Genomic DNA, 21,407 nt, shown 5'->3' with positions numbered 1-21,407 from the left:
CGAATTATTTTTTTGCTGCAGGAGCTTTAGTTGCAGGAGCTGTTGCCGCTGGAGCAGTAGTTCCAGTAGGCGCTACCATGCCTGGAGTTGTTGCTGTAGGAGCAGGAACTTTTCCAGGTTTGATATCCAATACTTCTACTTCAAATACTAAAGGAGCATATGGAGGGATAACACCTGAAGGGCGATCGCCATAAGCCAAAGATGAAGGAATGACTAAAGTTGCTTTTGTACCTTTGTTAAACAATTGGAAAGCCTCAGTCCATCCAGGGATCACACCATCAACACCTAATTGGAATTTTAATGCTTCATAAGGACGTTGAGGGTTGAAAATTTTCTCTTTTTTAGCTACATCTGGAAGGTTTGTATCAAATACTTTTCCTGTAGTTAATGATCCTACATAGTTCACGTGAATAGAATCACCTACTTTTGCATTTGCTCCTGTTCCAGGTTTAGTAACTACATATTGAAGACCTGAAGCTGTTTTTGTTGTTTTCAAGTTTTTATCCTTGATGTATTTTTCAAGTTTAGCTGGTTCAGCTGCCTTGTGTTTGTTCAATTCTTCTTCAAAATATTTCTGAACTTGTTCACCCAATTGTTGGTCTGTTAACTTTCCTTTTTTGAAGTGTTTTTTGACCTTGATCGAATAAACAATAAACTTATCTGCGAATTCTGGTTTTGGTTGATGCGTTTTAGCAGCCATAGAATCCAAATTGATTTTGAATACCAAGCTATCGCCTTCACCTACGTATTTGAATAAACCAGTAGGGTCACCTGGATTTTTTGCGATGATACTATCTGGATATAATTGAACGATTTGAGGGACTCCCATGTCATACGTACTTTGCATTGTAGAATCTCTGTCCGTTTTCACAACCATGTCAAGTGCTAATAAATCGCCTGATACTGCTTTTTCTTTTGCATTATCATCTACGATTTTATACTCAAGACCACCTTCAGCCTTTTTGAATTTTTGGCATGACGTCATCAAAAGACCGGCAGCCGCGAAAAATAGAATTGCTTTCTTCATTTTCTAATGTATGTTACGATATCTTATTTTGTTAATATTTCTTTATAATTTGGTAAAACCGATTTGAATTTTGCAATCACTGCTTCGAGGCTTTCTTTCGAATTACCTCCTGAAGCGTTAAGATGCCCCCCTCCATTGAAATACAATTTACAGATCTCATTGCAAGGAACTTCTCCAATCGAACGCAAAGATAGTTTAATTTGTTCATTTCTGTCAATAATTAAAGCAGCCAATCGAATTCCTTTGATAGAAAGGGCATAATTGACTAATCCTTCGGTATCACCGGTGATCACTTCAAACTGAGTGAGATCCGCTTTGGTTACATGGATAATGGCGGTGTTATATTCATGGATAACCTCTAGACGATTCAATAAACAGAACCCTAAGAATTTCAGGCGGCTTTCTGACGAGCTATTGTAAATCTCTTCGTGAATAGCCCAGTTTTGTGCACCGCAATCAATGAGTGATGCAATGATGCGGTGAATTTCAGCAGTGGTAGAACGGAAGCGGAAAGAGCCCGTATCGGTCATAATACCGGTATATAAGCATGTCGCCATGTCAGCACTGATATGGTCTGGATCTTGCATCTCATGGACTAAGAAGCGATAGATCAATTGTGCAGTCGCTGCAGCAGATGGATCCCAAAATGCGTAATCTTCAAACCCTTCCGGATCTAAATGGTGATCAATCATGCATTTGATTCCTTTCGCTTGACGAATAGGTTCACCCATTTCGTGAATCCGGGCAAGGCCATTAAAATCTAAGCAGAAAATTAATTCAGCTGCGTCAATCTGTTGATTGTGCAGGTCAATATCCTGCGTATAAATTTGTACATTTTCTAAGCCAGGTAACCAATCCAAAAAGGCAGGAAAGTCTGACGGTACAATGAGATTTACGTGGTGTCCTTTCGCGGTCAACCAAAAATATAATCCTAAAGATGAACCCAATGCGTCCCCATCTGGTTTGTAGTGCGTTGTAATTACAATACGTTTTGGTTCAGCTAATAATTCTTTTAATTCTTCCGATTTCAGCATAGTCATATTAAGTCTGCAAACCTACTATAAAAAAATTAAATTAGACAAATTTTTTATAAAGATCTTTTAGCATCTTATAGCGTTTGGTTTTGACTTTAAAAAATTGATTTTCAGGTTTTTAAAACTTATATACATAGATCTTGAAATCCCGCTTCATGCAGATTAAATAATTGGCATTGTCGCCATAGTTAATCGGTCCATAATAGAACTTTGAAAAACCTTCTACAGGGAATCCCTCCTGGACCAGGCCATCAGATCCGAAAACATAAATCATGCGGTTGTCGGTTCCTACGCCTATGATATCAGATTTACCTATTCGTTTGAAAAATAATGGTCTGTTACTGGCCTCTTCGATGAATTTATATTCAAAGTATGAAGACGAGTCTCTTGAACTGTAGGCATTCAGTTTGTTGTTGGCTAGAATAACAAAATCTCTGTCTGCTCCACCGCTAATGTCTTCAAAATTAAAGAAAGCATCTTTGCCCCAGTCACCCAGTTTTATTTTTTTTGTTTCGCCTTCGAAAGGAATTTTGAATACACTACCTTTATTGTTCGCCAAGTAAATGAAGGAGTTCTTTTCATCCGAGGCCGCAACTAAACCAATTGGATTTTTAACACTTTCTCCATCGGTATCCAATGTTTTTTTATGGATGACCTTACCATTTTGATCAAAGAAATAGACGGAAGCAGTGCTTGTCCCGGCAATAATATAATTTGTCTGTCCCAGGCTGGTTGTTTTTAGATCGAATAAAATTCGGCCATCAACGCTATTATTTTCAAAGCCATCCACTTTTTTGCCATCGAGGGTATACGCAAGAATTCGGTCTGTTGCCGGAATGTAAATACGTTGCTCCTTATTGAAGGTGGTGATTGTAGCCCCGTAAGTTGCCGAGTATGGAAGTTCAACGGAGAAGCCAATCCTGTTTTTACCATCGGGCATAAAGCGATATAAGCGGTTTTTCGTGACGGCGACAATACTGAGATCCTGTAACTGAATTGGCTCGCCCAAAATTTCCCCTTGGAAGAGGTTTTGCCAGAGTTCTTTCCCATCCGGCGAAAATGCATGTACCGTATGATCTTGTTCTTGAATCAGGATAAACTTGTTCTTCCCATCTTGATCGAAAATCCAAGGTTTATTGATAATTCGGTTATCCAGCTGGACTGTCCATTCTGGTTTGCCGCCTAGTCTCGTATCACTCTTAAAGAGGGCATATAAACTGGACGAAAATGTGCCCTGATTGCCACTCAACTGATAAGACCAGGAATAGAAATTTTGAAATCCATATTCATCCTCATCTTTAAAGTTCTTTGCAAAATCAGCTTTTAAGTTATCCATAATATTGCTTTTACCAGCTTTAGGTTCTAAATAGAAAGTCACGTTACTGCGGCTATTCTGCAATGCTGCATGATTTTTGAAAATAGCCGTTCCGGAAAGAAATTGCTTTTCCCGGAAAGATTCACGATAGTCTCTCAAGATGCCCGTCCGTGTAGCTACCACCATAATGTTGTCTACAATGGTGAAATATGGTCGGGTAAAGCTTTTGAATGGCTCACCAAATAGCGCATGTAAGAGATTAGAATATTTAAATTGATAGATTGAATCACCTACAGACGAACTGAATTTCTTAAGATTATCAGCAAACTGCGTTGAATCCGAAATGCTGATCAAACCTATTGCATCCTGATTATCCAATTCCGCGAGCGCAAATTCATCGTTGAAAATTGGCGCGATGATACTGTCAAATGATACTTTGCTGTCTTCTTCAAAGTTCTTTATACTTTTAGCCAATCGACCGTCTTCTTTTTGCTGTACCAACAAGGCTTTCAGTCCGCTTCGAAAACTATGGGGATCTGAAATACTAAAGTCTATATAAGATGCAGCATTTTTAGGAAGATAATTCCCCAGAGCTTGCACTTGAGCCGTCTGCGTTGCAAATAACTGTAGGTAGCTATTTTTGCTCGCCGTGAGATCTGTTTCACCCTTAAAAATAAAAGCATCCTTTTTGAAATTCATGTTCCAGGACGTTTGGCCCTTCAGCGAATCGATTAAGTTGAGATAAGTGCCAAATTTGGATTTCATCAATATTCGAGCAATTTGCGACAATTGTTCATTGAAAAAATAGAGACTAAGTGGCGTGTTTTTATTGTTATGGTTTACGAAGAACTCGATTTGTTTGGTACTTATTTTCTTAACCTGTTTATCAAAGATCTGGGAAAGTACCTGTTTGGAGTAGCTGGCGAAAATGATTTCGTGGGAATAAGCGCAATAAAGTGTACTATCCTTGCTGCCTTGATTAAGCCCATAAAATCGTTGCCCTAAGGTGTCAAAAGGTTGTATTTTGTAGTTTTTACCGACGTTTTCAAGCAATGTTGCCAGTGAGTTATTATCAATGCTTTGACCAACCTGAACGCTGTATAACGGAGTAATTTGGTCTTTTTCCTGGTGAAAAGAGAGTAATATTTGCTGCCCCGCTACAAGAGGCGCTAACTGTTCACTACGTAATAATTCGTCTTTAAGACGCTCCAAGTTGCCAAAATTGCGTTGACCTATAATGGCTTTAAAGAGCTCATAGTCATTGAAGATCGTATCAACAGTCTGATCATTGGCAAAGGAGGCAATTGCTAATGTACTTTCAGGAAGATATTGTAAAGCTTTAGAATCTTGTTTATTGTTTTTATTGAAGTCTCCAAAAAGATAGATCGTGGCCGCGATGACCGCGATGAATAATATAACAGTGATGATGATTGTTTTTTTCATCCTTTTTATTTTTTTCAATGCCTGATAAGAACTCGAATAAATCGTCACTACCACGCTGGTCGATGCGATTAAAAGTCCAGTTTCATCAGAACAACTATTTATGAGGTACTCATTTTCTTGTCAGCGGAATAAGTACACTAAACTTGTTTTTTTAATGGTGATAAAGCTATCATGCGGCAGATGTTTATCAAGGATATACAAATCTTGCACCTCGTTCAAGATTTCGGTGAGCTGCACGATGCTCATGATGATTCATACGTAAAACAAACCTAATAAAAATATATGGGAAGAGATAGAAAATCGTTCCTATAATACGCCTTTGTAATATAAATTTAACAAAAAATTCCTTATTTTGCTCTGTTTTTAATACATTTATCGCTAGAAACTCATTTTCAGCATTCACTTTAACATAATGAATAAGAAAATCATTTTAGCCGCTTCGTTGTTGGGAGCATTAGCTGTAATATTAGGCGCCTTTGGTGCTCATGGTCTAGAAGGAAAGGTAAGTACATATCATATTGAAACTTGGAAAACTGCAAATCAGTATCATTTCTATCATACCTTCGCACTGTTATTTTTATCTACTTTTTCGCGAGCAAAGACGTACTCCATTAAAGTATCATTTATTGCTTTCCTCATTGGTATACTTTTTTTCTCGGGATCGTTATATGTCTTAAGCGTGCGCGAAATAACCGGCTTTGGAAATCCGTCTATTTTAGGACCTATCACCCCTTTGGGAGGATTGTCGTTAATCGTTGGCTGGGTTGCTTTATTTATTGCTGCGCTAAAAAATAAATCGTAATCCTATTTAATTGCCTATGTTCATACGAAATCATATTCGTATCTAATTATAACGGAGCCTTCTTGAATAGATTTCAGGAAGGCTTTTTTAGGTTGCAATTGATTGACCTGTGATCTCTTGGTTTTTTCACTCCGATATCGCTTTGAGGCCGTATGGTTGTTGTCGGTTTTATGTATCTCCGGGGTCGCTTGAACTCTTTTCCTGAAGGTTTTTTTGTACTTTTATACCATAATTTGAATTTATGTCCAATCCACAATCTACGATTTTTAGTGAAAGAGATACGCTGTTTGTTGATGTGGTCCTACCACTAGCATTGGCAAGAACATATACCTATCGTATTCCGGTTGACTGGAATGATCGTGTGCAGGTCGGTGTACGTGTCATTGTGCAATTTGGGAAGAATAAGATCTATTCTGCGGTTGTGAAGTCAATTAGTCAGGAGGCGCCAAAGCACTATGAAGCAAAGTATATTTTGGACATCATTGATGACAAACCCATTGTTAATTTGGCTCAATTTAAACTTTGGGATTGGCTAGCGGATTATTACATGTGTAGTTTGGGCGAAGTCATGCAGGCTGCGCTGCCTTCGGCATTGAAGCTGGCCAGTGAGACCAAAGTCGTTTCATCGATTGCGGCAGATTTTGACCGTTCTACACTTTCAGATAAAGAGTATCTTATCATCGAGGCTTTGGAGGTGGCGGGAGAACTTAAAGTCAATGATATTGTGAAATTGCTGGGACAAAAAACAGTCTTCCCCATATTGAAGCAATTATTTGACAAAGGAATTGTTTTGATTTCTGAAGAGATTACAGAAAGATATAAACCCAAGACCAAAGCATTTTTACGTTTTGCGCCCGACTTTAGAAATGAAGATGCAAAAAGAGAATTGTTGGATAGCTTAAACCGTGCGCCAAAACAACAAGATGCGGTATTGGCATTTATGCAGCTGGTCAAAAAAACCGAGGAGATCACGCGGCCCATGTTGGCTGAGGCCTCGGGCTGTGGTAACGGTGCTATTACGGCTTTGATTGACAAAGGTGTTTTTGAAATAAAGGAAAAGGTTGTTTCCCGGTTCCAGGGGGAAGATATTGAACTGGATGCCAATTTTCAATTTAATGAAAACCAGCAAAGGGCCTATACTGAAATACAAGAGTCGTTTGAAGAGAAGGAAGTTACCCTGTTACATGGTGTTACTGCTTCGGGAAAAACACAGATTTATATACGACTTATCGAACAAGCAATCGCTGCGGGGAAATCAGCCCTCTATCTACTGCCTGAGATTGCGCTGACAGCACAGATTACGGCGCGTTTAAAGCTGCATTTCGGCGATAAATTGGGGGTGTACCACTCCAAGTTTAATGATAATGAACGTGCCGAGGTATGGCATAAAGTAATGAAAAATGAATTTCAGGTCGTGATTGGGGCCCGTTCTTCAGTTTTTCTGCCATTTCAGGATTTAGGGATTATCATCGTTGATGAAGAGCATGAAAGCTCCTACAAACAGTTTGATCCAGCCCCACGTTACCATGCCCGCGATACGGCTATTTACCTCGGGTTTCTACATCAGACCAAAGTATTATTGGGATCAGCGACGCCTTCTTTGGAAAGTTATTACAATGCCAAGGCTAAGAAGTATGGTTTTGTTGAACTGCTTGAGCGTTATGGCAACGCACAATTGCCAAGTATTGAGTTGGTGAATATTCCCGAAGAAGGAAGAAAAGAAAATATGTTTTCCTATTTTTCTGGCACCTTGTTAAAGGCAATTGAAGAAGCCGTAAAAAATAAAGAGCAGGTTATATTATTTCAAAATAGACGTGGGCACACGACAATGATCCAGTGTAATACCTGTGGATTCGTTGCAAAATGTGTCAATTGTGATGTCAGCTTAACCTATCACAAGAGCTCTAATATGATGCATTGCCATTATTGTGGTCATGTAGAGCCTCCACTTCGTGTTTGTCCCGCCTGTGGAATGCCGCATATCGAAAGTAAAGGGTTCGGTACAGAACGGGTAGAGGAAGAACTTGAAATCCTGATGCCCGAAATTCGCATCGGTCGGTTGGATCTGGATTCCACAAAAGGTAAATACGGTTTCGACAAAATTATCACGGCTTTTGATGAGCATGAATTTGATGTTCTTATTGGAACGCAAATGGTCGCTAAGGGGCTCGATTTCGGAAGAGTAAGCCTCATCGGTGTTGTCAATGCAGATACAATCATTAACTTTCCGGATTTCCGTTCCTATGAACGATCTTTTTCGTTGTTTTCCCAGGTAGCAGGACGCGCAGGTCGGCGTGAAGCAGGCGGAAAAGTGATCATTCAGAGCTACACCACGAATCATCGGGTGTTAGAACAGGTGGTCAATAACGATTATGAAGGCATGTTTATGACGGAAATTACAGAACGAAAAAACTATCTTTATCCTCCTTTCTACCGGCTTATTCGGATTGATATTAAACATACGGATTTTCAGAAATGTTATGATTCGGCCAATCGTTTTGCCTCGGCGCTGCGTCAACAATTGGGTGCAAGGGTATTGGGTCCGGAACCGCCTTTAGTTTCACGCGTTCGGAATAATTTTATCCAGACCATTACCTTGAAGATTGAACGCACAAATATTAGTATTGCAAAGGTCAAGGAATTGATCCGTTCGGTTCTCCTGGATTTTGAAATAGATAAAACCAATGCTGGTGTACGCGTTCAGGTCGATGTAGATCCATATTAGCGACAATTATTACCCATATAGCTTTTAAAGACTTGCGTTTTAGGTAAAGTTAAACCACATGCGCTTATCGTTTTGTTCGGTCCCCAATTCAAGAGGTCAGCGTAGATTGGGCATAAGGACAGATGATTTGGAAAATAAAGCAAATTGACTTGAAAATGTGTACTGTATTGGTATTGAATTATTTGTGATTAATTCTGCTTAATGTGCCTTTTAAAAGGTAAATTTGAAACATCATGGCGTACAAGTTTATTGATAATTATCGAGAGAAAGGTGCTCGTAAGAAATTGGTTGAACATCTTAAAAGCCGGGGGATTGCGGATCAGAAAGTATTAGATGCCATTGGCAAGGTACCACGACACTATTTTTTTGATGAAACATTCTGGAATCAGGCCTATCGGGACATTGCTTTTCCAATAGGTGACGGGCAAACAATTTCACAGCCGTATACCGTCGCCTATCAATCTGAACTGCTCCACGTCAAAAAAGGAGATAAAGTACTGGAAATTGGCACCGGATCCGGATACCAAACCTGTATCTTATTGGAACTTGGCGCAGAGGTGTATACCATCGAACGTCAGGAAAACCTATATCAACGAACCATTCAAGTGTTGCCTTACATGGGCTATAAACCGAATTTCTTTTTGGGCGATGGCTCCAAGGGAATTGAGGAGCATGCTCCTTATGACAAGATTATTGTAACTGCGGGGGCGCCATTCGTGCCAGAGCTTATGTTAAAGCAGCTGAAAATGGGCGGAATTTTTGTGATCCCTGTAGGAGACGAAAAATCGCAAAAGATGATGACGATCATTCGTGTCGGTGAAAATGATTTTGACCGTATCGAATTGGATACTTTTCGTTTTGTGCCTTTGGTGGGTGATCAGGCCTGGTAGGATATCCATTCAACCAGCTTAAACGACTTCCCCCAAGGTCTATAAGCGACACCAAAACATCCATGATTAAATTGAAATGAACGTGAAAGAATAAATATTCACCTTATGACCCCAACTGCAATATTATATGACCAGAAGCATCGCGAAATCGCTTCAACTGTCCTCAAATTAAATAAACAAGTCAACACGCTCAGCTTGTCGCGGCTATTTGTGATACTCGGTGGCGGAGCGTTATTATTTTATACCTTTCAACTGGAAAGCCTTCCGTTGGTCTTTTTCTGTTTTTTTGCATTATTGTTCCTATTCGCCTATCTCGTGCGGAAGCAGAGCCAGCTAGAGCTTCAGAAGAACTATTTTGAAGCCTATCTGAAAGTTTTGGCAAATGAACAGGCCTTGGCAGACGGAAAATTAAATATGTATGATCATGGCCAGCATTTTGAAAATGGAGCTCATCCTTATAGCTCCGATATGGATGTCTTTGGGACATACTCCTTATTTGCGCAGATAAATCGGGCAACTACCAAACAGGGAATTGATCTTTTGGCTTCTTGGCTTGATGCACCTCTCCAAAGCCATCAAATTCAACGCAATCAAGAAGCTTCCCAGGAACTTGAAAATGAATCGGAATGGATATGGGATTTTCAGGCAAAGCTTTTGGCCAATCTGAACCATAAATTGGATATCAAAGCATTTTTGATAAATTACTTTCAAGACCGAAATTTTCAGTTCGGAAATGCCTTCATGCGAGTCTATATCAAAGTAGGGCCTGTTTTATTTTTGGTCGCTTTAGCGGGCAGCTTTTTTGTGCCAAAATTGGCTGGGGTGGCAACATTGATTGGGCTATTTCATATTCTTTGGGCCTTGGCCAAAGCGGGAAGTGTTAGCATGTTCTCCTCTCGAATAGACAAGATAGGTGGCGTGCTGGGATCATATGCAGACGCAATTCAATCTATTGAAGACCACGCATGGAATTCTATTGCTATGCAGGAGATCGCGGGAGAGCTTAAACAAAACCAGGGTACAGAATCCATTTCCCTTGCCTTTAAAAAACTCGCTGGTCTTATTAACAATTTGGACGCCCGGAATAATGTCTTTGTCGGGATATTTCTAAACCTGTTTCTGCTTTGGGATTTTAGACAAGTATTGGCTATTGTTGACTGGAAGAATAAATACGAACACGAGATTCTAAATTCATTCGATACCTTAGCTAAGGTTGAGGCTGTAACTAGCCTTGCTATTTGGAAGAGAAACCATTCGTCGTACATTTATCCAGTAATTTTGGATAACCCATTGGAAAATAAGATTGAAGCGCAAGGGTTATATCACCCATTGATTCCAAGCAATCAGGTGGTGGCCAATGATTACAGTAGTATAGATCATCGTGTTGCTTTGGTGACAGGTTCAAATATGGCTGGAAAGAGTACGTTTCTGCGGACAGTAGGTATTAATGCAATTTTGGCATATGCCGGAGCTGCAGTTGCAGCGGCTTCTTTTCAGCTCCCGATTTATAAACTGATATCCTATATGCGAATCAAGGATAATCTGAATGAAAGTACGTCGACCTTTAAAGCTGAATTGAATCGGATGAAATTTATATTGGATACAGTTTCAGCACATAGCGATAGTTTTTTCCTAATCGATGAGATGCTTCGTGGGACAAATTCGGTCGACAAATATCTCGGCTCCCGTGCAATCATAAAGAAACTGGTTCGATTGGATGGTAAAGGTATGGTGGCTACACATGACTTACAGCTGTCCAGTTTACAAGAGGAATTTCCGGGAGATATCAAAAATTACCATTTTGACATTCGTGTCGACGAGGGTCAGATGCTGTTTGATTATAAGCTGAAGATAGGAGAATGTAAAATATTCAATGCTTCGCTTTTATTGAAAGGTATAGGAGTGGATATCGACGAAAATATGGAATAAAAATGACGGAACTGGAGCTAGATTGGTTTACATTTGTCTCCTCTTAAATCCACTTAATAAAAAAATAAATGACTTTACAAGAACGTATTGATTTATCAGAAACACACGTCTGCACGACCGTGTTTCCGTTTTTGACGAATCATCACGATACGCTATTCGGCGGCAAGGCGATGTCCATTATGGACGAAGTATCGTTTATGGCTGCAACACGATTTTGCCGCAAAACTTTGGTGACTGTATCGACGGACCGTATAGACTTCAATAAGGCAATTCCTTCCGGAAGTATTATTGAAGCTATTGCAAGGGTTCAGAATGTAGGCCGGACCAGCTTGAAGGTGAAGGTCGATATATTTCTGGAACATATGTACAAGGAAGGAAGAGAACTGGCCATTGAGGGTGTTTTTACATTTGTTGCCCTAGATGAAAACAAACAGCCAATTCCAGTCCTTGAAGGCTTGGATATTGAATAAAATTTTAGCTTCCGAATGCGGAAACTCAGGGGAGAATTTTATTGGTCATCTCTACAGTGTTGTGATTCTATGGTGTTTTATGCTTTTTAGTCATTCGTTTCGCTTGATTGGGCTGAGGTCATTAAGCTCTTCGGCTGTAAATAGGCGATAATGAACTTTGAAAGTTTTACCCAGTGGCGTTTCCAATGAGAATCCTCCGGGACCAAACCCATCCAGTACATCGAGGGTGAAATGTGCATGTTTCCAATATTCAAAGAGATCACGATCTACCCAAAATTCATATCCCTCAGCTAAGCCTATCATGGCGTCATTCGTCCTTGGAAAATATCCCCCTTCCTCAAAACACTGTGGTTGCGTACCCTCGCAGCAGCCTCCGGCCTGGTAAAACATTAATTTACCATGCTTCGCTTCAAGTTCATGAATGAGCTCCCTTGCTTTTTCAGTGATGTCTAATCTATTAATCATGGTGAAATCAGTTTATGTGTTTTAGCGTTGGTTCATATGAAATTCAGCGGAAGGGGCAGCATTTGCTCCCCCTAGACTCGGGTATCAAGCTGTTCGAAAAGTATACCCGGTAAGCTTCAGTTAAAAGAAACCAAGTTTTTCTTTACTGTAGGAAATCAACATATTCTTAGCCTGTCTGTAATGTGCAAGCATCATTTTATGGTTTTCCCGTCCAATTCCTGATTGTTTGTATCCGCCAAATGGAGCGCCAGCTGGGTAGGAGTGGTATTGATTTACCCATACACGCCCAGCTTGTATGGCACGTGGAACCTGATAAAGCTGATGTGCATCTCGGGTCCATACACCTGCTCCGAGACCATACATGGTATCGTTGGCGATGGCAATTGCTTCTTGTTCATCTTTGAACGTGGTCACTGCCAGCACAGGGCCGAAGATTTCTTCCTGGAAAATGCGCATGCTATTATCTCCTTTGAATAGCGTAGGTTTGATGTAGTAGCCTTCTTCAAAACCAGCGCCGACATTGTTTTCATCACCGCCAGTCAATACTTCGGCTCCTTCTTCTTTGCCAAGTTTAATATAGGACATGATCTTATCTTTTTGAATCTTCGATGCCTGTGCACCCATCATTGTTGTTGGGTCTAATGGATCCCCAACTTTGATCTGATTAACCCGATCGACCACTTTAGCGATGAATTTTTCATAAATATCCTCCTGGATCAGTAGACGAGATGGGCAGGTGCAAATTTCGCCCTGGTTGAGCGCGAATAATACGGCCCCTTCAACTGCTTTGTCCAAAAATGCATCATCTGCATCCATAACCGAACTGAAGAAAATATTGGGCGATTTTCCGCCCAATTCTAGGGTTACTGGGATGATATTTTCAGTAGCATATTGCATGACCAAACGTCCTGTTGCTGTGGAGCCTGTGAATGCTGCTTTGGAAACCTTTGGATTTGTGACCAAGGAACGACCAAGCTCTGCGCCGAAACCGTTGACGATATTGACCACTCCGGCAGGAATCAAATCACCGATGATTTCCATAAGAACAAGAATAGATGCTGGTGTACTTTCAGCGGGTTTTAACACGACAGTGTTCCCTGCAGCAAGGGCCGGAGCTAGTTTCCATACGGCCATCAGAATCGGGAAATTCCATGGAATAATCTGTGCAACAACCCCGATTGGTTCGTGTACAATCAGCGACACCGTATTGCTGTCCAGTTCGCTTATGGATCCCTCTTCAGCACGGATTACACCAGCAAAATACCGGAAATGGTCGATGGCTAATGGGATATCCGCATTGAGTGTTTCACGTACAGCTTTTCCGTTATCTATCGTTTCAACGGCTGCGATATATTCTAAATTAGCTTCAATACGGTCAGCAATTTTATTGAGGATAATACTTCGTTCTGTAGCGGAGGTTTTTCCCCAAGTTTCAAAAGCTTTGGCTGCAGTGTTGACAGCGAGATCCAGATCTTCTTTTGTTGAATGGGCAACTTGAGTAAACACTTTTCCGTCTACTGGCGAGATATTATCAAAGTATTTTCCTTGAATTGGTGCGACAAATTTACCTCCAATGTAGTTGTCATATCGTTCTTTGAACGATGGTCTTTTGATTGCGCTCATATGGTTTATTATTAATTATTTTTAATCCCTTCTTATCAAAGTTAGCCAGCAATTATTCAATAGCGTAGCAGAATTGATCCAAAACATAGCACAATTGTGGCAGATGACTTTCGGTCATAATTTATTTTTTTATTATATTTGATTGACTGCCAATTATATTTAATTGTTGCACTATGGGAGATAGGACGCTGATTCATACATTGCCATTTTCGCGCGCGGGGGAGCTTAGCACATTAGTGGAGAACCGACGCGCATTTACGTTAGATAGCTTGGAGCTTAATATCTACGAAACATATCGGGTGTCGCAGCATGTGCCTTTATGTTTTGATGACTTGGTTATGATTAACATGATCCAGGGTAAAAAGATCATGCATTTGGAGAATGTAAAGGCTTTTGACTATCTGCCGGGTCAGATGATGGTGTTGCCTGCATCGGTAGCTATGCATATTGATTTTCCAGAAGCGACCCTCGATCAACCCACGCAGTGTACCGCTTTAACGATTCATAAAGAAAAGATAGCAGCAGTCTTGGACTATCTAAATGAGTTTTATCCGAAAGAACACGTCAATCAGTGGGGGCTTGATCCGGATTTTTTTCATCTGTACAATTCGACTGAGCTTGCCGACCTGGTGAACAAGTTGTTTCAAATTATTATTAGTGAAAACCCGTTGAAAGATGTACTTGCAGATTTGACTTTTAAAGAGCTTACGATTCGGCTACTTCAGTCACAGTCGCTGATTGCATTAAAAATTGGGAAGTCACCTAATAAAGTGCTGTTACACGTGCAGGAATTTATTCAGAAACATATTACCGAGAAAATTTCAATTGGTCAATTGGAGCGGACTGCTCATATGAGCAAAGCAAGCCTTACGCGGATGTTTAACCGTGAACTTGGACTTAGTCCGATGGAGTATGTGATCCAACAGCGTATCGAGAAGGCAAAAAAAATGCTTTTACTCACTCGTAATGTAAAGGAGTCCTGCTATGGGGCTGGATTTAATGATGTCAACTATTTTGTTCGGCTTTTTAAAAGCAGGGTAGGAATGACGCCAGGCGCATTTGTCCTGGCGCGTTAATCTAGAATTTCATCACGCGATCAAGCTCACGTTTAATATCTTTTTCTTTGATGTTTTCTCGTTTGTCAAAATCTTTTTTACCCTGTGCCAAGGCAATTTCAACTTTGGCAAAACCCCGTGAACTGATAAAGATGCGTAGGGGTATAATGGTAAAACCACGTTCTTCCCCTTTCTCTTTCAGTTTTTTTAATTCTCTTTTTGTCAATAGCAGTTGACGGTCGCGTTTTGCTTCATGGTTATAGAAAGATCCCATGGAGTATTCGGCAATGTGCATGTTACGGATGTATAATCCGTCCTCAAAAAAACTACAGAAACTATCGTTAATATTTGCCTTTCCTTCGCGTATTGATTTTATTTCGGTACCCAATAATCGAATTCCTGCAATGTACTTGTCCAGTAAGTGGTATTCAAAAGAAGCTTTTTTATTTTTTATATTGATATCTGAAGATAAAGCCATATATTGTTGTATATTAGTAAGTCTATACCATTGCTATTGCAATGAACCTAAATGTAACTAATTATAGGATAATTTAAAGTTCGCAAATATAATTATTAAAATTGTCTTATTTTAAAGTAGAATTGTGTGGACAGATGTTAGCGGAGTATTAAAATAAAATTAACAGTTTTGGGCGATGTGTTAAAAATATGACTAAATTTAAGTGAAAGTCAGATTATGTTTTCGTATGTTTGCAACGTTTTTGGAATTATTGTGAATCTATACAACGTAGAATTTCAACTTACATTGTGGATATAGCAGATTTTTAGTCGGAGACCGAGTTTTTTATATAAAAGTCCAATTCGATAATTTTGTTTGTTACAATAACATCTAAAAGTTAGAAATAGTTTTAGAAATACCTTTTTATCGCATGAGTAAAGGAAAGTTAGGCGAAAAAATATCGCAATTTAAGATTGTTGAGGAGTTGAAAGCTAAGGGCTTATATGCCTATTTTAGACCTATTCAATCAAAACAAGATACCGAAGTAAAAATCGATGGTAGACGTGTATTGATGTTTGGTTCTAACTCTTATTTAGGGTTAACGACTGATACACGTATTATAAAAGCAGCGCAAGATGCTTTGGAAAAGTATGGTACTGGATGTGCTGGATCTCGTTTCTTAAACGGTACGTTGGATATTCACGTGGAACTGGAAGAAAAATTATCTGCTTATGTAGGTAAAGAATCCGCTATTCTTTTTAGTACAGGATTCCAATCAAATCTAGGGCCTTTGTCATGTCTAATGGGACGTAATGATTATATTTTGTTGGATGAACGTGACCACGCGTCAATTATTGATGGTAGCCGTTTGTCTTTTTCCAAAGTAATCAAATACGGTCATAACAATATGGAGGACTTACGTGCTAAGTTATCACGGCTACCTGAGGATAGTGCGAAGTTAATTTGTACGGATGGTATCTTTAGTATGGAGGGTGATATTGTTAATTTGCCTGAACTTACATCGATTGCCAATGAGTTTGATGCTGCCGTAATGGTCGATGACGCACACAGTTTAGGTGTTATTGGGCACAAAGGAGCTGGTACAGCTTCTCATTTTGGGCTTAATGATGATGTAGACTTGATTATGGGTACATTTAGTAAATCGTTAGCTTCTTTAGGTGGATTTGTGGCCGGTGATGCAGATGTGATTGATTTCTTAAAACATAATGCGCGCTCTGTGATGTTCAGTGCTTCAATGACTCCAGCTTCGGTGGCTTCAACATTGAAAGCTTTGGAAATTATTCAAAATGAGCCAGAGCATATTGAAAAATTATGGAAAAATACAGATTATGCCAAAGCACAATTACTGGATCATGGGTTTGATTTAGGTGCTACGGAAAGTCCTATTCTACCAATCTTTATTCGTAGCAATGAAAAAACGTTCTGGGTAACTAAAATGCTCCAAGATGATGGTGTATTCGTTAATCCAGTTGTTTCTCCGGCAGTTCCTGCGGAAGAGTCTTTGATTCGTTTTTCATTGATGGCGACACATACTTATGACCAAATCGACGAGGCTATTGAGAAGATGGTTAAAGTATTCAAACAAGCTGAAGTTGAAACATTAATATAAAATCTAATCGTATGATTCAGATTATACCCGTTGAAACAAAGAAACAAAGACGGCTGTTTATAGATTTCCCTCATAGTCTCTATGAGGGAAATCCTAATTATGTACCTGCCTTATTTCTTGAACAAAACGATTTGCTTTCCCCTGACAAGCATCCCTTTTATAAACATTCCCAAGCACAACCTTTTCTAGCTTATCGTAACGATAAGATTGTTGGTCGTATATGTGCCATCTGGAACAACAACCATAATGCCTTTAATCATGTGAATGAAGGACAGTGGGGTTTTTTCGATTGTATAGATGATCAAGAAGTCGCAAACGCGTTATTTGAAACCGTAGAAAAATGGGTTAAAGCTAAAGGTGGGGATACGATCGTTGGGCCGATCAATTTATCGACCAATGATACCGTTGGTTTATTGGTTGACGGTTTTGATAAGCCTCCAGTAGCCATGATGCCCTACAATTCACCTTATTATATCGACTTGATTACCAATTCAGGCTATGGACATAAAGTGGATTTGAGAGCTTATTTGGTCATGGAAAAGTCTGCGGATAAACGTTCTGTATTGCTTTTGGATAGACTGGAAGAGCGTTTGAAAAGATCTGGTATTACATTGCGTCAATTCAATGTGAAGGATTTTGAAAACGAGGCAGCAAAAGTTCGTGACATTTATAATAGAGCATGGGATAAAAATTCAGGTTTTGTTCCGATGACAGAGGACGAATTTAATTATACGGCCAAAGATTTAAAAATGATTCTCGATCCACGTTTTGCTATCGTTGCAGAGAAAGATGGTGAGCTTATTGGCTTTGGTCTAGGGATACCTGATATAAATCAGATCCTTATCAAAGTGAAGCGAGGACGTCTACTTCCTACGGGTATTTTTAAATTGTTATTTGGAAAGAAAAAAATCAACTTGCTTCGTGTACTCATGTTAGGGGTATTGGAAGACTACCGTAAACTTGGTATTGAAGCATGTTTGTATGGCCGAATTATAAAAGAATCAAAAGATTCTAATATTAAGGGGGCCGAATGTTCATGGATGTTGGAGCATAATTACATGATGAACCACGCTATTGAACAAATGAATGGAGAATTGTACAAACGTTATCGTTTGTATCAAAAATCATTATGATAGAAAAAGTATTAATCACCGGAGCGAGTGGTTTTGTAGGCTATCATTTGACAAGAGCAGCGAAAGAGGCGGGGATGGAAGTTCATGCCGCGGTGAGGAAGTCAAGTGATGTTTCAGAAATTCGCTCCGTTGTAGATAAATTTGTTTATCCGGATTTCTCTGATGAAGAGTCTATCAGAGAATTACTGGAAGCGGAAAACTATACCTATGTTGTTCATGCTGCGGCAATGACTCGTGCCAAACATGAAGAAGATCTTGAAAAGGTCAATGTTGGTTATACAAAAAACTTGGCATCAGCTTGTTTTTCTTTAAAAACTCCCATCAAAAGATTTGTTTTCGTTAGTAGTCTTGCGGCGATCGGTCCTGTTAACTACGATGCTAACCCTATCGATGAAAGCAACCTTTATCGTCCTGTTACGGCGTATGGTCGTAGTAAGCAGAAAGCGGAGTTCGCGTTGAATGATTTTAAAGATCAGCCACTAACGATTTTGCGCCCTACTGCAGTATACGGCCCTCGGGAAAAGGATATTTTTATTGTTTTTAAAACAATGAACGGAGGCCTGGATGCCTATGTTGGTCGCTCTCCTCAAAAGCTTAGCTTTATTTATGTTGCCGACTTGGTACAGGCGATCATTCATGCCTGTCGTTTTGACCAAGGTGGAAAGCAGGTGTATAACCTCAGTGATGGGCAGGTATATGGGCGTTATGAGTTGGCTAGGTTTTTCAAAGAGTTTAGCCAAAAGAAAATGATTCGTATGCATATTCCTTTGGGTGTCGTGAAGACTATCGCGGTTATTTTTGAACGTTTGTATAAAAATTCTAAAGCAATACCTGTACTATATCCTGAACGGCTGAATGAACTTACAGCTGAAAACTGGGGCTGTGATATCTCGGCGGCTCAACGTCAGCTACAATACCAACCTAAATATGATTTGAAGAAAGGCTTAATGGAAGCATTGGCTTGGTATAAAGAAAATAAATGGCTATAATCGCAGATAATGAGTGAGTTAAAAATAAATAAAAAACTTTTTCAGGATAGAAAGAGAACAAATATCTTAAGTGAACCCGAACAAAAACTTATTTCGTACCTCGTTCCTAGAATCCCCAATTGGATTACTTCGGATGGACTTACGGCAATTGGATTTTTAGGTTCCTTAATGATATTGGGGAGTTTTATACTGGCTGAATATGTTGATATTCGCTATTTACTTTTAGGAATTCCTGGTTTCTTTGTGCAATGGTTTGGTGATTCATTAGATGGGCGTATCGCATTCTACCGCAATAAATCCCGTCGCTGGTACGGTTTCGCACTGGATATTGTAATGGATTGGATCAGTACGGTTTTTATAGGATTGGGATATGTGTTGTATACCGTGGGCGATTTTAAGTATCTGGGATTTACATTGGTCGCATTATATGGCTGGGCAATGATTATTTCTCAGCTCAGGTATAGAATTACAGATAAGTATACGATAGACGCCGGAATTTTGGGGCCTACTGAAATTCGAGTGATTATTTCATTGGTTATGCTCTTTGAAGTTTTAATGCCAGGATCTATTAATTGGTGTGTACTGGTAATCTGTATTGCACTTTTTATAATTAATGCAAATGATACACGCCTACTTCTTAAATTAGGCGATGAAAAAGACAAAGAGGATAAACTAAAAAAACAGCAGGAGGAGGCTATTTAACGATGTCTTCAAAAGTTATTACTTTTTTAAAAGCTCAACTTTCCGCCTTTTTAGGCGGATTGTTTGATTTTGGAGTATACTCTGCTTGTTATAAGCTACTTCATATCAGTGCTCCTTTTTCTAATGCTATTAGTGGTAGCCTTGGTGCTGTTGTTAATTTTTTGATCAATCGATATTGGTCCTTTGGTAGTACGCAAAAGTCTGTTGGGAGTCAGCTATGGAAATTTGTGATTGTCGTCTGTGGTAGTATTGCATTGAAGTCTACAGGAATTCATTTTCTGGTGGATGTATATCATTTAAACTTTTTGTTCTCAAAACTAGTCGTTGAGCTGCTCGTTTCTTTGGGCTTCAACTATACACTTCAGCGTTTTTGGGTTTTTAAAGCGGAGGAGAAATAGTAATTTCCTTCTTTTTGCGAATCAGCTTTAGCTGGTTTCAGTTTCTTTTCTGTTTTCTGATTCTTTGATCTCTCTTGCTCTTTTCTTACCTAGTTTTGGTTTTGTAGGATGTTAGTTTAGCTCTTGTTCTAGACTAAAAGGGCTTCTTAGCGTCTTATCTCTGTTATATTCCTTCAAATCGCTGTTGTTTTCTGTTTCTCTGGGGCAAATCCGAGGTGAAGCGTGCTACTATCTTATTTGTTGGCTCTGTTTATTCGCTTTTATTTAGTTCTTCTTTAAACTAGATTTTAATTGGTATTTAGTTAGCTTTTGGTTAGGGTTAGTTTAGCTATAACCTAAGCTATACCTAAACAAACCCTAACTAAACCCTAAGTAAACTCTATACCAAAATGAGAATTGATCAAGGTTTACTTTAGACTGGTTCCGCCATCTTCTATTCCGCTGCGGTTGCGCTTCGCGGTCACATCCTATCACTATTATATATATATCGATGATATTAAACTATGCGGTTCTCTGTTATGTTTGCGTTTTCCGATCTCCCTTTGCTATGCTGCGTCGGTGGGGCAGTAGACCCTGCATGTGCAATTCGGGATGTTTCGTTGCCAGATCCCGCTATGTGGCCCAATCTGGCGGCCGGATCAGCCATTCCGCCCTTCCGATCACCTGTTTTACAAAAAGAATCTCGCACCTTTACAGGCAGTTAAGGATAAAATGAAAATAATAAGAACAAAAGGCTTGGAAGTGATTGTTAAAACTCCCTATCTTTGCACCACTCCGCAAAGGAGGAACGGTTGCTTCGAAAGAAGGAATCATGAAAAAAGAAGGGTTTAAGAGAAGCCTGACAGGATTTAAAATCCCGTTCAGTTTATTTTAAACGCGGAAATCGAAAAAAGAGAAAAGAAAAAAAAACTTAAAAAAGTTTTTGGAAGTTCAAAAAAGATTTCTACCTTTGCAGTCCCAACGGAAACGAAGGGAAAAACAAAACGATAAAGAGGGGCGCAATGCCTATCGGAATATAGCGGATACGGAAGTTGAAGCGACAAAGTTCTTTAAGAAAACACAATCATGTAAGCGTGACGAGTAACAAAGTTCTTTAAGAAAACACAATCATGTAAGCGTGACGAGTAGACAAACGAAAGTCATGAACAAATTCAAGAATTAGTTCAATTCGATCCAAGATCAGAGATATAAAAAAAGAATTCTGATTATGTAAATAGTTGGAATCAAAAACTTCATTTTACAATGGAGAGTTTGATCCTGGCTCAGGATGAACGCTAGCGGCAGGCCTAATACATGCAAGTCGGACGGGATCCGTCGGAG

General features: G+C 39.5%; 18 protein-coding genes and 1 rRNA gene. 13 read left to right on the top strand and 6 right to left on the bottom strand.

Features of this window, described 5'->3' with window-relative positions; translation table 11 throughout:
- Nucleotides 1-4: 4 nt before the first annotated feature.
- From A9970_RS08845 to A9970_RS08835, 3 genes are all read right to left on the bottom strand, one after another.
- Nucleotides 5-1,027 carry an FKBP-type peptidyl-prolyl cis-trans isomerase gene (locus A9970_RS08845; protein ID WP_182330761.1) on the bottom strand — a complete coding sequence of 341 codons (1,023 nt, stop codon included), beginning with the start codon at nucleotides 1,025-1,027 and terminating at the stop codon, nucleotides 5-7.
- Between the two features lie 23 nt (nucleotides 1,028-1,050).
- Nucleotides 1,051-2,061, bottom strand: coding sequence for a bifunctional oligoribonuclease/PAP phosphatase NrnA (locus tag A9970_RS08840; RefSeq protein WP_075994208.1), 1,011 nt, complete (start codon nucleotides 2,059-2,061; stop codon nucleotides 1,051-1,053).
- 118 nt (nucleotides 2,062-2,179) lie between these two features.
- Nucleotides 2,180-4,819, bottom strand: a complete 2,640-nt coding sequence (locus A9970_RS08835) for a hypothetical protein (RefSeq protein WP_182982055.1) — start codon at nucleotides 4,817-4,819, stop codon at nucleotides 2,180-2,182.
- Nucleotides 4,820-5,231: 412 nt separating this feature from the next.
- On the opposite strand from A9970_RS08835, the gene A9970_RS08830 reads away from it, so the two are divergent.
- The 5 genes from A9970_RS08830 to A9970_RS08810 all read left to right on the top strand — a co-directional run bounded on the left by A9970_RS08830 (nucleotide 5,232) and on the right by A9970_RS08810 (nucleotide 11,635).
- Nucleotides 5,232-5,621, top strand: coding sequence for a DUF423 domain-containing protein (locus tag A9970_RS08830; protein WP_046672738.1), 390 nt, complete (start codon nucleotides 5,232-5,234; stop codon nucleotides 5,619-5,621).
- 241 nt (nucleotides 5,622-5,862) lie between these two features.
- Complete coding sequence (gene priA, locus A9970_RS08825) at nucleotides 5,863-8,346, top strand: primosomal protein N' (protein ID WP_182982054.1); 2,484 nt, start codon at nucleotides 5,863-5,865, stop codon at nucleotides 8,344-8,346.
- A gap of 233 nt (nucleotides 8,347-8,579) precedes the next feature.
- Entirely contained in the window at nucleotides 8,580-9,236 is a 657-nt protein-coding gene (locus A9970_RS08820; RefSeq protein ID WP_182982053.1) for a protein-L-isoaspartate(D-aspartate) O-methyltransferase, read from the top strand.
- Nucleotides 9,237-9,341: 105 nt separating this feature from the next.
- Entirely contained in the window at nucleotides 9,342-11,165 is a 1,824-nt protein-coding gene (locus A9970_RS08815) for a MutS-related protein (protein WP_182982052.1), read from the top strand.
- 68 nt (nucleotides 11,166-11,233) lie between these two features.
- The gene (locus A9970_RS08810) at nucleotides 11,234-11,635 is read left to right on the top strand and encodes an acyl-CoA thioesterase (RefSeq protein WP_075994203.1); all 402 of its coding nucleotides are present in this window, start codon (nucleotides 11,234-11,236) and stop codon (nucleotides 11,633-11,635) included.
- Between the two features lie 90 nt (nucleotides 11,636-11,725).
- Here the strand turns inward: A9970_RS08810 and A9970_RS08805 are convergent, their stop codons facing one another.
- Both A9970_RS08805 and A9970_RS08800 read right to left on the bottom strand, forming a co-directional pair.
- The gene (locus tag A9970_RS08805; protein ID WP_046672734.1) at nucleotides 11,726-12,100 is read right to left on the bottom strand and encodes a DUF779 domain-containing protein; all 375 of its coding nucleotides are present in this window, start codon (nucleotides 12,098-12,100) and stop codon (nucleotides 11,726-11,728) included.
- A 120-nt stretch (nucleotides 12,101-12,220) separates the two neighbouring features.
- A complete protein-coding gene (locus A9970_RS08800; RefSeq protein ID WP_159727191.1) occupies nucleotides 12,221-13,723 on the bottom strand; it encodes an aldehyde dehydrogenase family protein in 1,503 nt (500 codons plus the stop codon).
- Nucleotides 13,724-13,896: 173 nt separating this feature from the next.
- Here A9970_RS08800 and A9970_RS08795 point away from each other — a divergent pair, with 173 nt between their 5' ends.
- Complete coding sequence (locus tag A9970_RS08795; protein WP_182982051.1) at nucleotides 13,897-14,799, top strand: AraC family transcriptional regulator; 903 nt, start codon at nucleotides 13,897-13,899, stop codon at nucleotides 14,797-14,799.
- A gap of 1 nt (nucleotide 14,800) precedes the next feature.
- Here A9970_RS08795 and smpB read toward each other — a convergent pair whose 3' ends face one another.
- Nucleotides 14,801-15,256 carry an SsrA-binding protein SmpB gene (gene smpB / locus A9970_RS08790; RefSeq protein WP_182982050.1) on the bottom strand — a complete coding sequence of 152 codons (456 nt, stop codon included), beginning with the start codon at nucleotides 15,254-15,256 and terminating at the stop codon, nucleotides 14,801-14,803.
- Nucleotides 15,257-15,665: 409 nt separating this feature from the next.
- Here smpB and spt point away from each other — a divergent pair, with 409 nt between their 5' ends.
- From spt to A9970_RS08755, 7 genes are all read left to right on the top strand, one after another.
- The gene (gene spt, locus A9970_RS08785; protein ID WP_153845643.1) at nucleotides 15,666-16,865 is read left to right on the top strand and encodes a serine palmitoyltransferase; all 1,200 of its coding nucleotides are present in this window, start codon (nucleotides 15,666-15,668) and stop codon (nucleotides 16,863-16,865) included.
- Nucleotides 16,866-16,876: 11 nt separating this feature from the next.
- The gene (locus A9970_RS08780; RefSeq protein ID WP_182982049.1) at nucleotides 16,877-17,998 is read left to right on the top strand and encodes a hypothetical protein; all 1,122 of its coding nucleotides are present in this window, start codon (nucleotides 16,877-16,879) and stop codon (nucleotides 17,996-17,998) included.
- Nucleotides 17,995-18,987, top strand: coding sequence for an NAD(P)-dependent oxidoreductase (locus A9970_RS08775; protein ID WP_182982048.1), 993 nt, complete (start codon nucleotides 17,995-17,997; stop codon nucleotides 18,985-18,987). Before A9970_RS08780 ends, A9970_RS08775 begins: the two co-directional genes overlap by 4 nt.
- A 9-nt stretch (nucleotides 18,988-18,996) precedes the next feature.
- Nucleotides 18,997-19,689, top strand: a complete 693-nt coding sequence (locus tag A9970_RS08770; protein ID WP_153845640.1) for a CDP-alcohol phosphatidyltransferase family protein — start codon at nucleotides 18,997-18,999, stop codon at nucleotides 19,687-19,689.
- 2 nt (nucleotides 19,690-19,691) lie between these two features.
- Nucleotides 19,692-20,087 carry a GtrA family protein gene (locus tag A9970_RS08765; RefSeq protein ID WP_159727189.1) on the top strand — a complete coding sequence of 132 codons (396 nt, stop codon included), beginning with the start codon at nucleotides 19,692-19,694 and terminating at the stop codon, nucleotides 20,085-20,087.
- 922 nt (nucleotides 20,088-21,009) lie between these two features.
- The gene (locus A9970_RS08760; protein WP_182982047.1) at nucleotides 21,010-21,171 is read left to right on the top strand and encodes a hypothetical protein; all 162 of its coding nucleotides are present in this window, start codon (nucleotides 21,010-21,012) and stop codon (nucleotides 21,169-21,171) included.
- Between the two features lie 155 nt (nucleotides 21,172-21,326).
- Nucleotides 21,327-21,407 (top strand): 16S ribosomal RNA (locus A9970_RS08755); the annotation flags it as partial.

Origin of the sequence: Sphingobacterium sp. UME9, assembly GCF_014170215.1 — a bacterium.
In the GTDB taxonomy this organism is placed as follows: domain Bacteria; phylum Bacteroidota; class Bacteroidia; order Sphingobacteriales; family Sphingobacteriaceae; genus Sphingobacterium; species Sphingobacterium paramultivorum.
Note: the sequence above shows the minus strand (reverse complement) of the source record. Positions and strands in the feature narration are given on the sequence as shown.

Excerpts from the sequence above, each read along its gene's own strand:
- A9970_RS08835 (WP_182982055.1), bottom strand. The coding sequence starts at position 4,819 with ATGAAAAAAACAATCATCATCACTGTTATATTATTCATCGCGGTCATC.
- priA (WP_182982054.1), top strand. The coding sequence starts at position 5,863 with ATGTCCAATCCACAATCTACGATTTTTAGTGAAAGAGATACGCTGTTT.
- A9970_RS08820 (WP_182982053.1), top strand. The coding sequence starts at position 8,580 with ATGGCGTACAAGTTTATTGATAATTATCGAGAGAAAGGTGCTCGTAAG.
- A9970_RS08765 (WP_159727189.1), top strand. The coding sequence starts at position 19,692 with ATGTCTTCAAAAGTTATTACTTTTTTAAAAGCTCAACTTTCCGCCTTT.
- smpB (WP_182982050.1), bottom strand. The coding sequence starts at position 15,256 with ATGGCTTTATCTTCAGATATCAATATAAAAAATAAAAAAGCTTCTTTT.
- A9970_RS08775 (WP_182982048.1), top strand. The coding sequence starts at position 17,995 with ATGATAGAAAAAGTATTAATCACCGGAGCGAGTGGTTTTGTAGGCTAT.
- A9970_RS08845 (WP_182330761.1), bottom strand. The coding sequence starts at position 1,027 with ATGAAGAAAGCAATTCTATTTTTCGCGGCTGCCGGTCTTTTGATGACG.
- A9970_RS08815 (WP_182982052.1), top strand. The coding sequence starts at position 9,342 with ATGACCCCAACTGCAATATTATATGACCAGAAGCATCGCGAAATCGCT.
- A9970_RS08830 (WP_046672738.1), top strand. The coding sequence starts at position 5,232 with ATGAATAAGAAAATCATTTTAGCCGCTTCGTTGTTGGGAGCATTAGCT.
- A9970_RS08810 (WP_075994203.1), top strand. The coding sequence starts at position 11,234 with ATGACTTTACAAGAACGTATTGATTTATCAGAAACACACGTCTGCACG.
- A9970_RS08780 (WP_182982049.1), top strand. The coding sequence starts at position 16,877 with ATGATTCAGATTATACCCGTTGAAACAAAGAAACAAAGACGGCTGTTT.
- spt (WP_153845643.1), top strand. The coding sequence starts at position 15,666 with ATGAGTAAAGGAAAGTTAGGCGAAAAAATATCGCAATTTAAGATTGTT.
- A9970_RS08800 (WP_159727191.1), bottom strand. The coding sequence starts at position 13,723 with ATGAGCGCAATCAAAAGACCATCGTTCAAAGAACGATATGACAACTAC.
- A9970_RS08805 (WP_046672734.1), bottom strand. The coding sequence starts at position 12,100 with ATGATTAATAGATTAGACATCACTGAAAAAGCAAGGGAGCTCATTCAT.
- A9970_RS08840 (WP_075994208.1), bottom strand. The coding sequence starts at position 2,061 with ATGCTGAAATCGGAAGAATTAAAAGAATTATTAGCTGAACCAAAACGT.
- A9970_RS08770 (WP_153845640.1), top strand. The coding sequence starts at position 18,997 with ATGAGTGAGTTAAAAATAAATAAAAAACTTTTTCAGGATAGAAAGAGA.
- A9970_RS08795 (WP_182982051.1), top strand. The coding sequence starts at position 13,897 with ATGGGAGATAGGACGCTGATTCATACATTGCCATTTTCGCGCGCGGGG.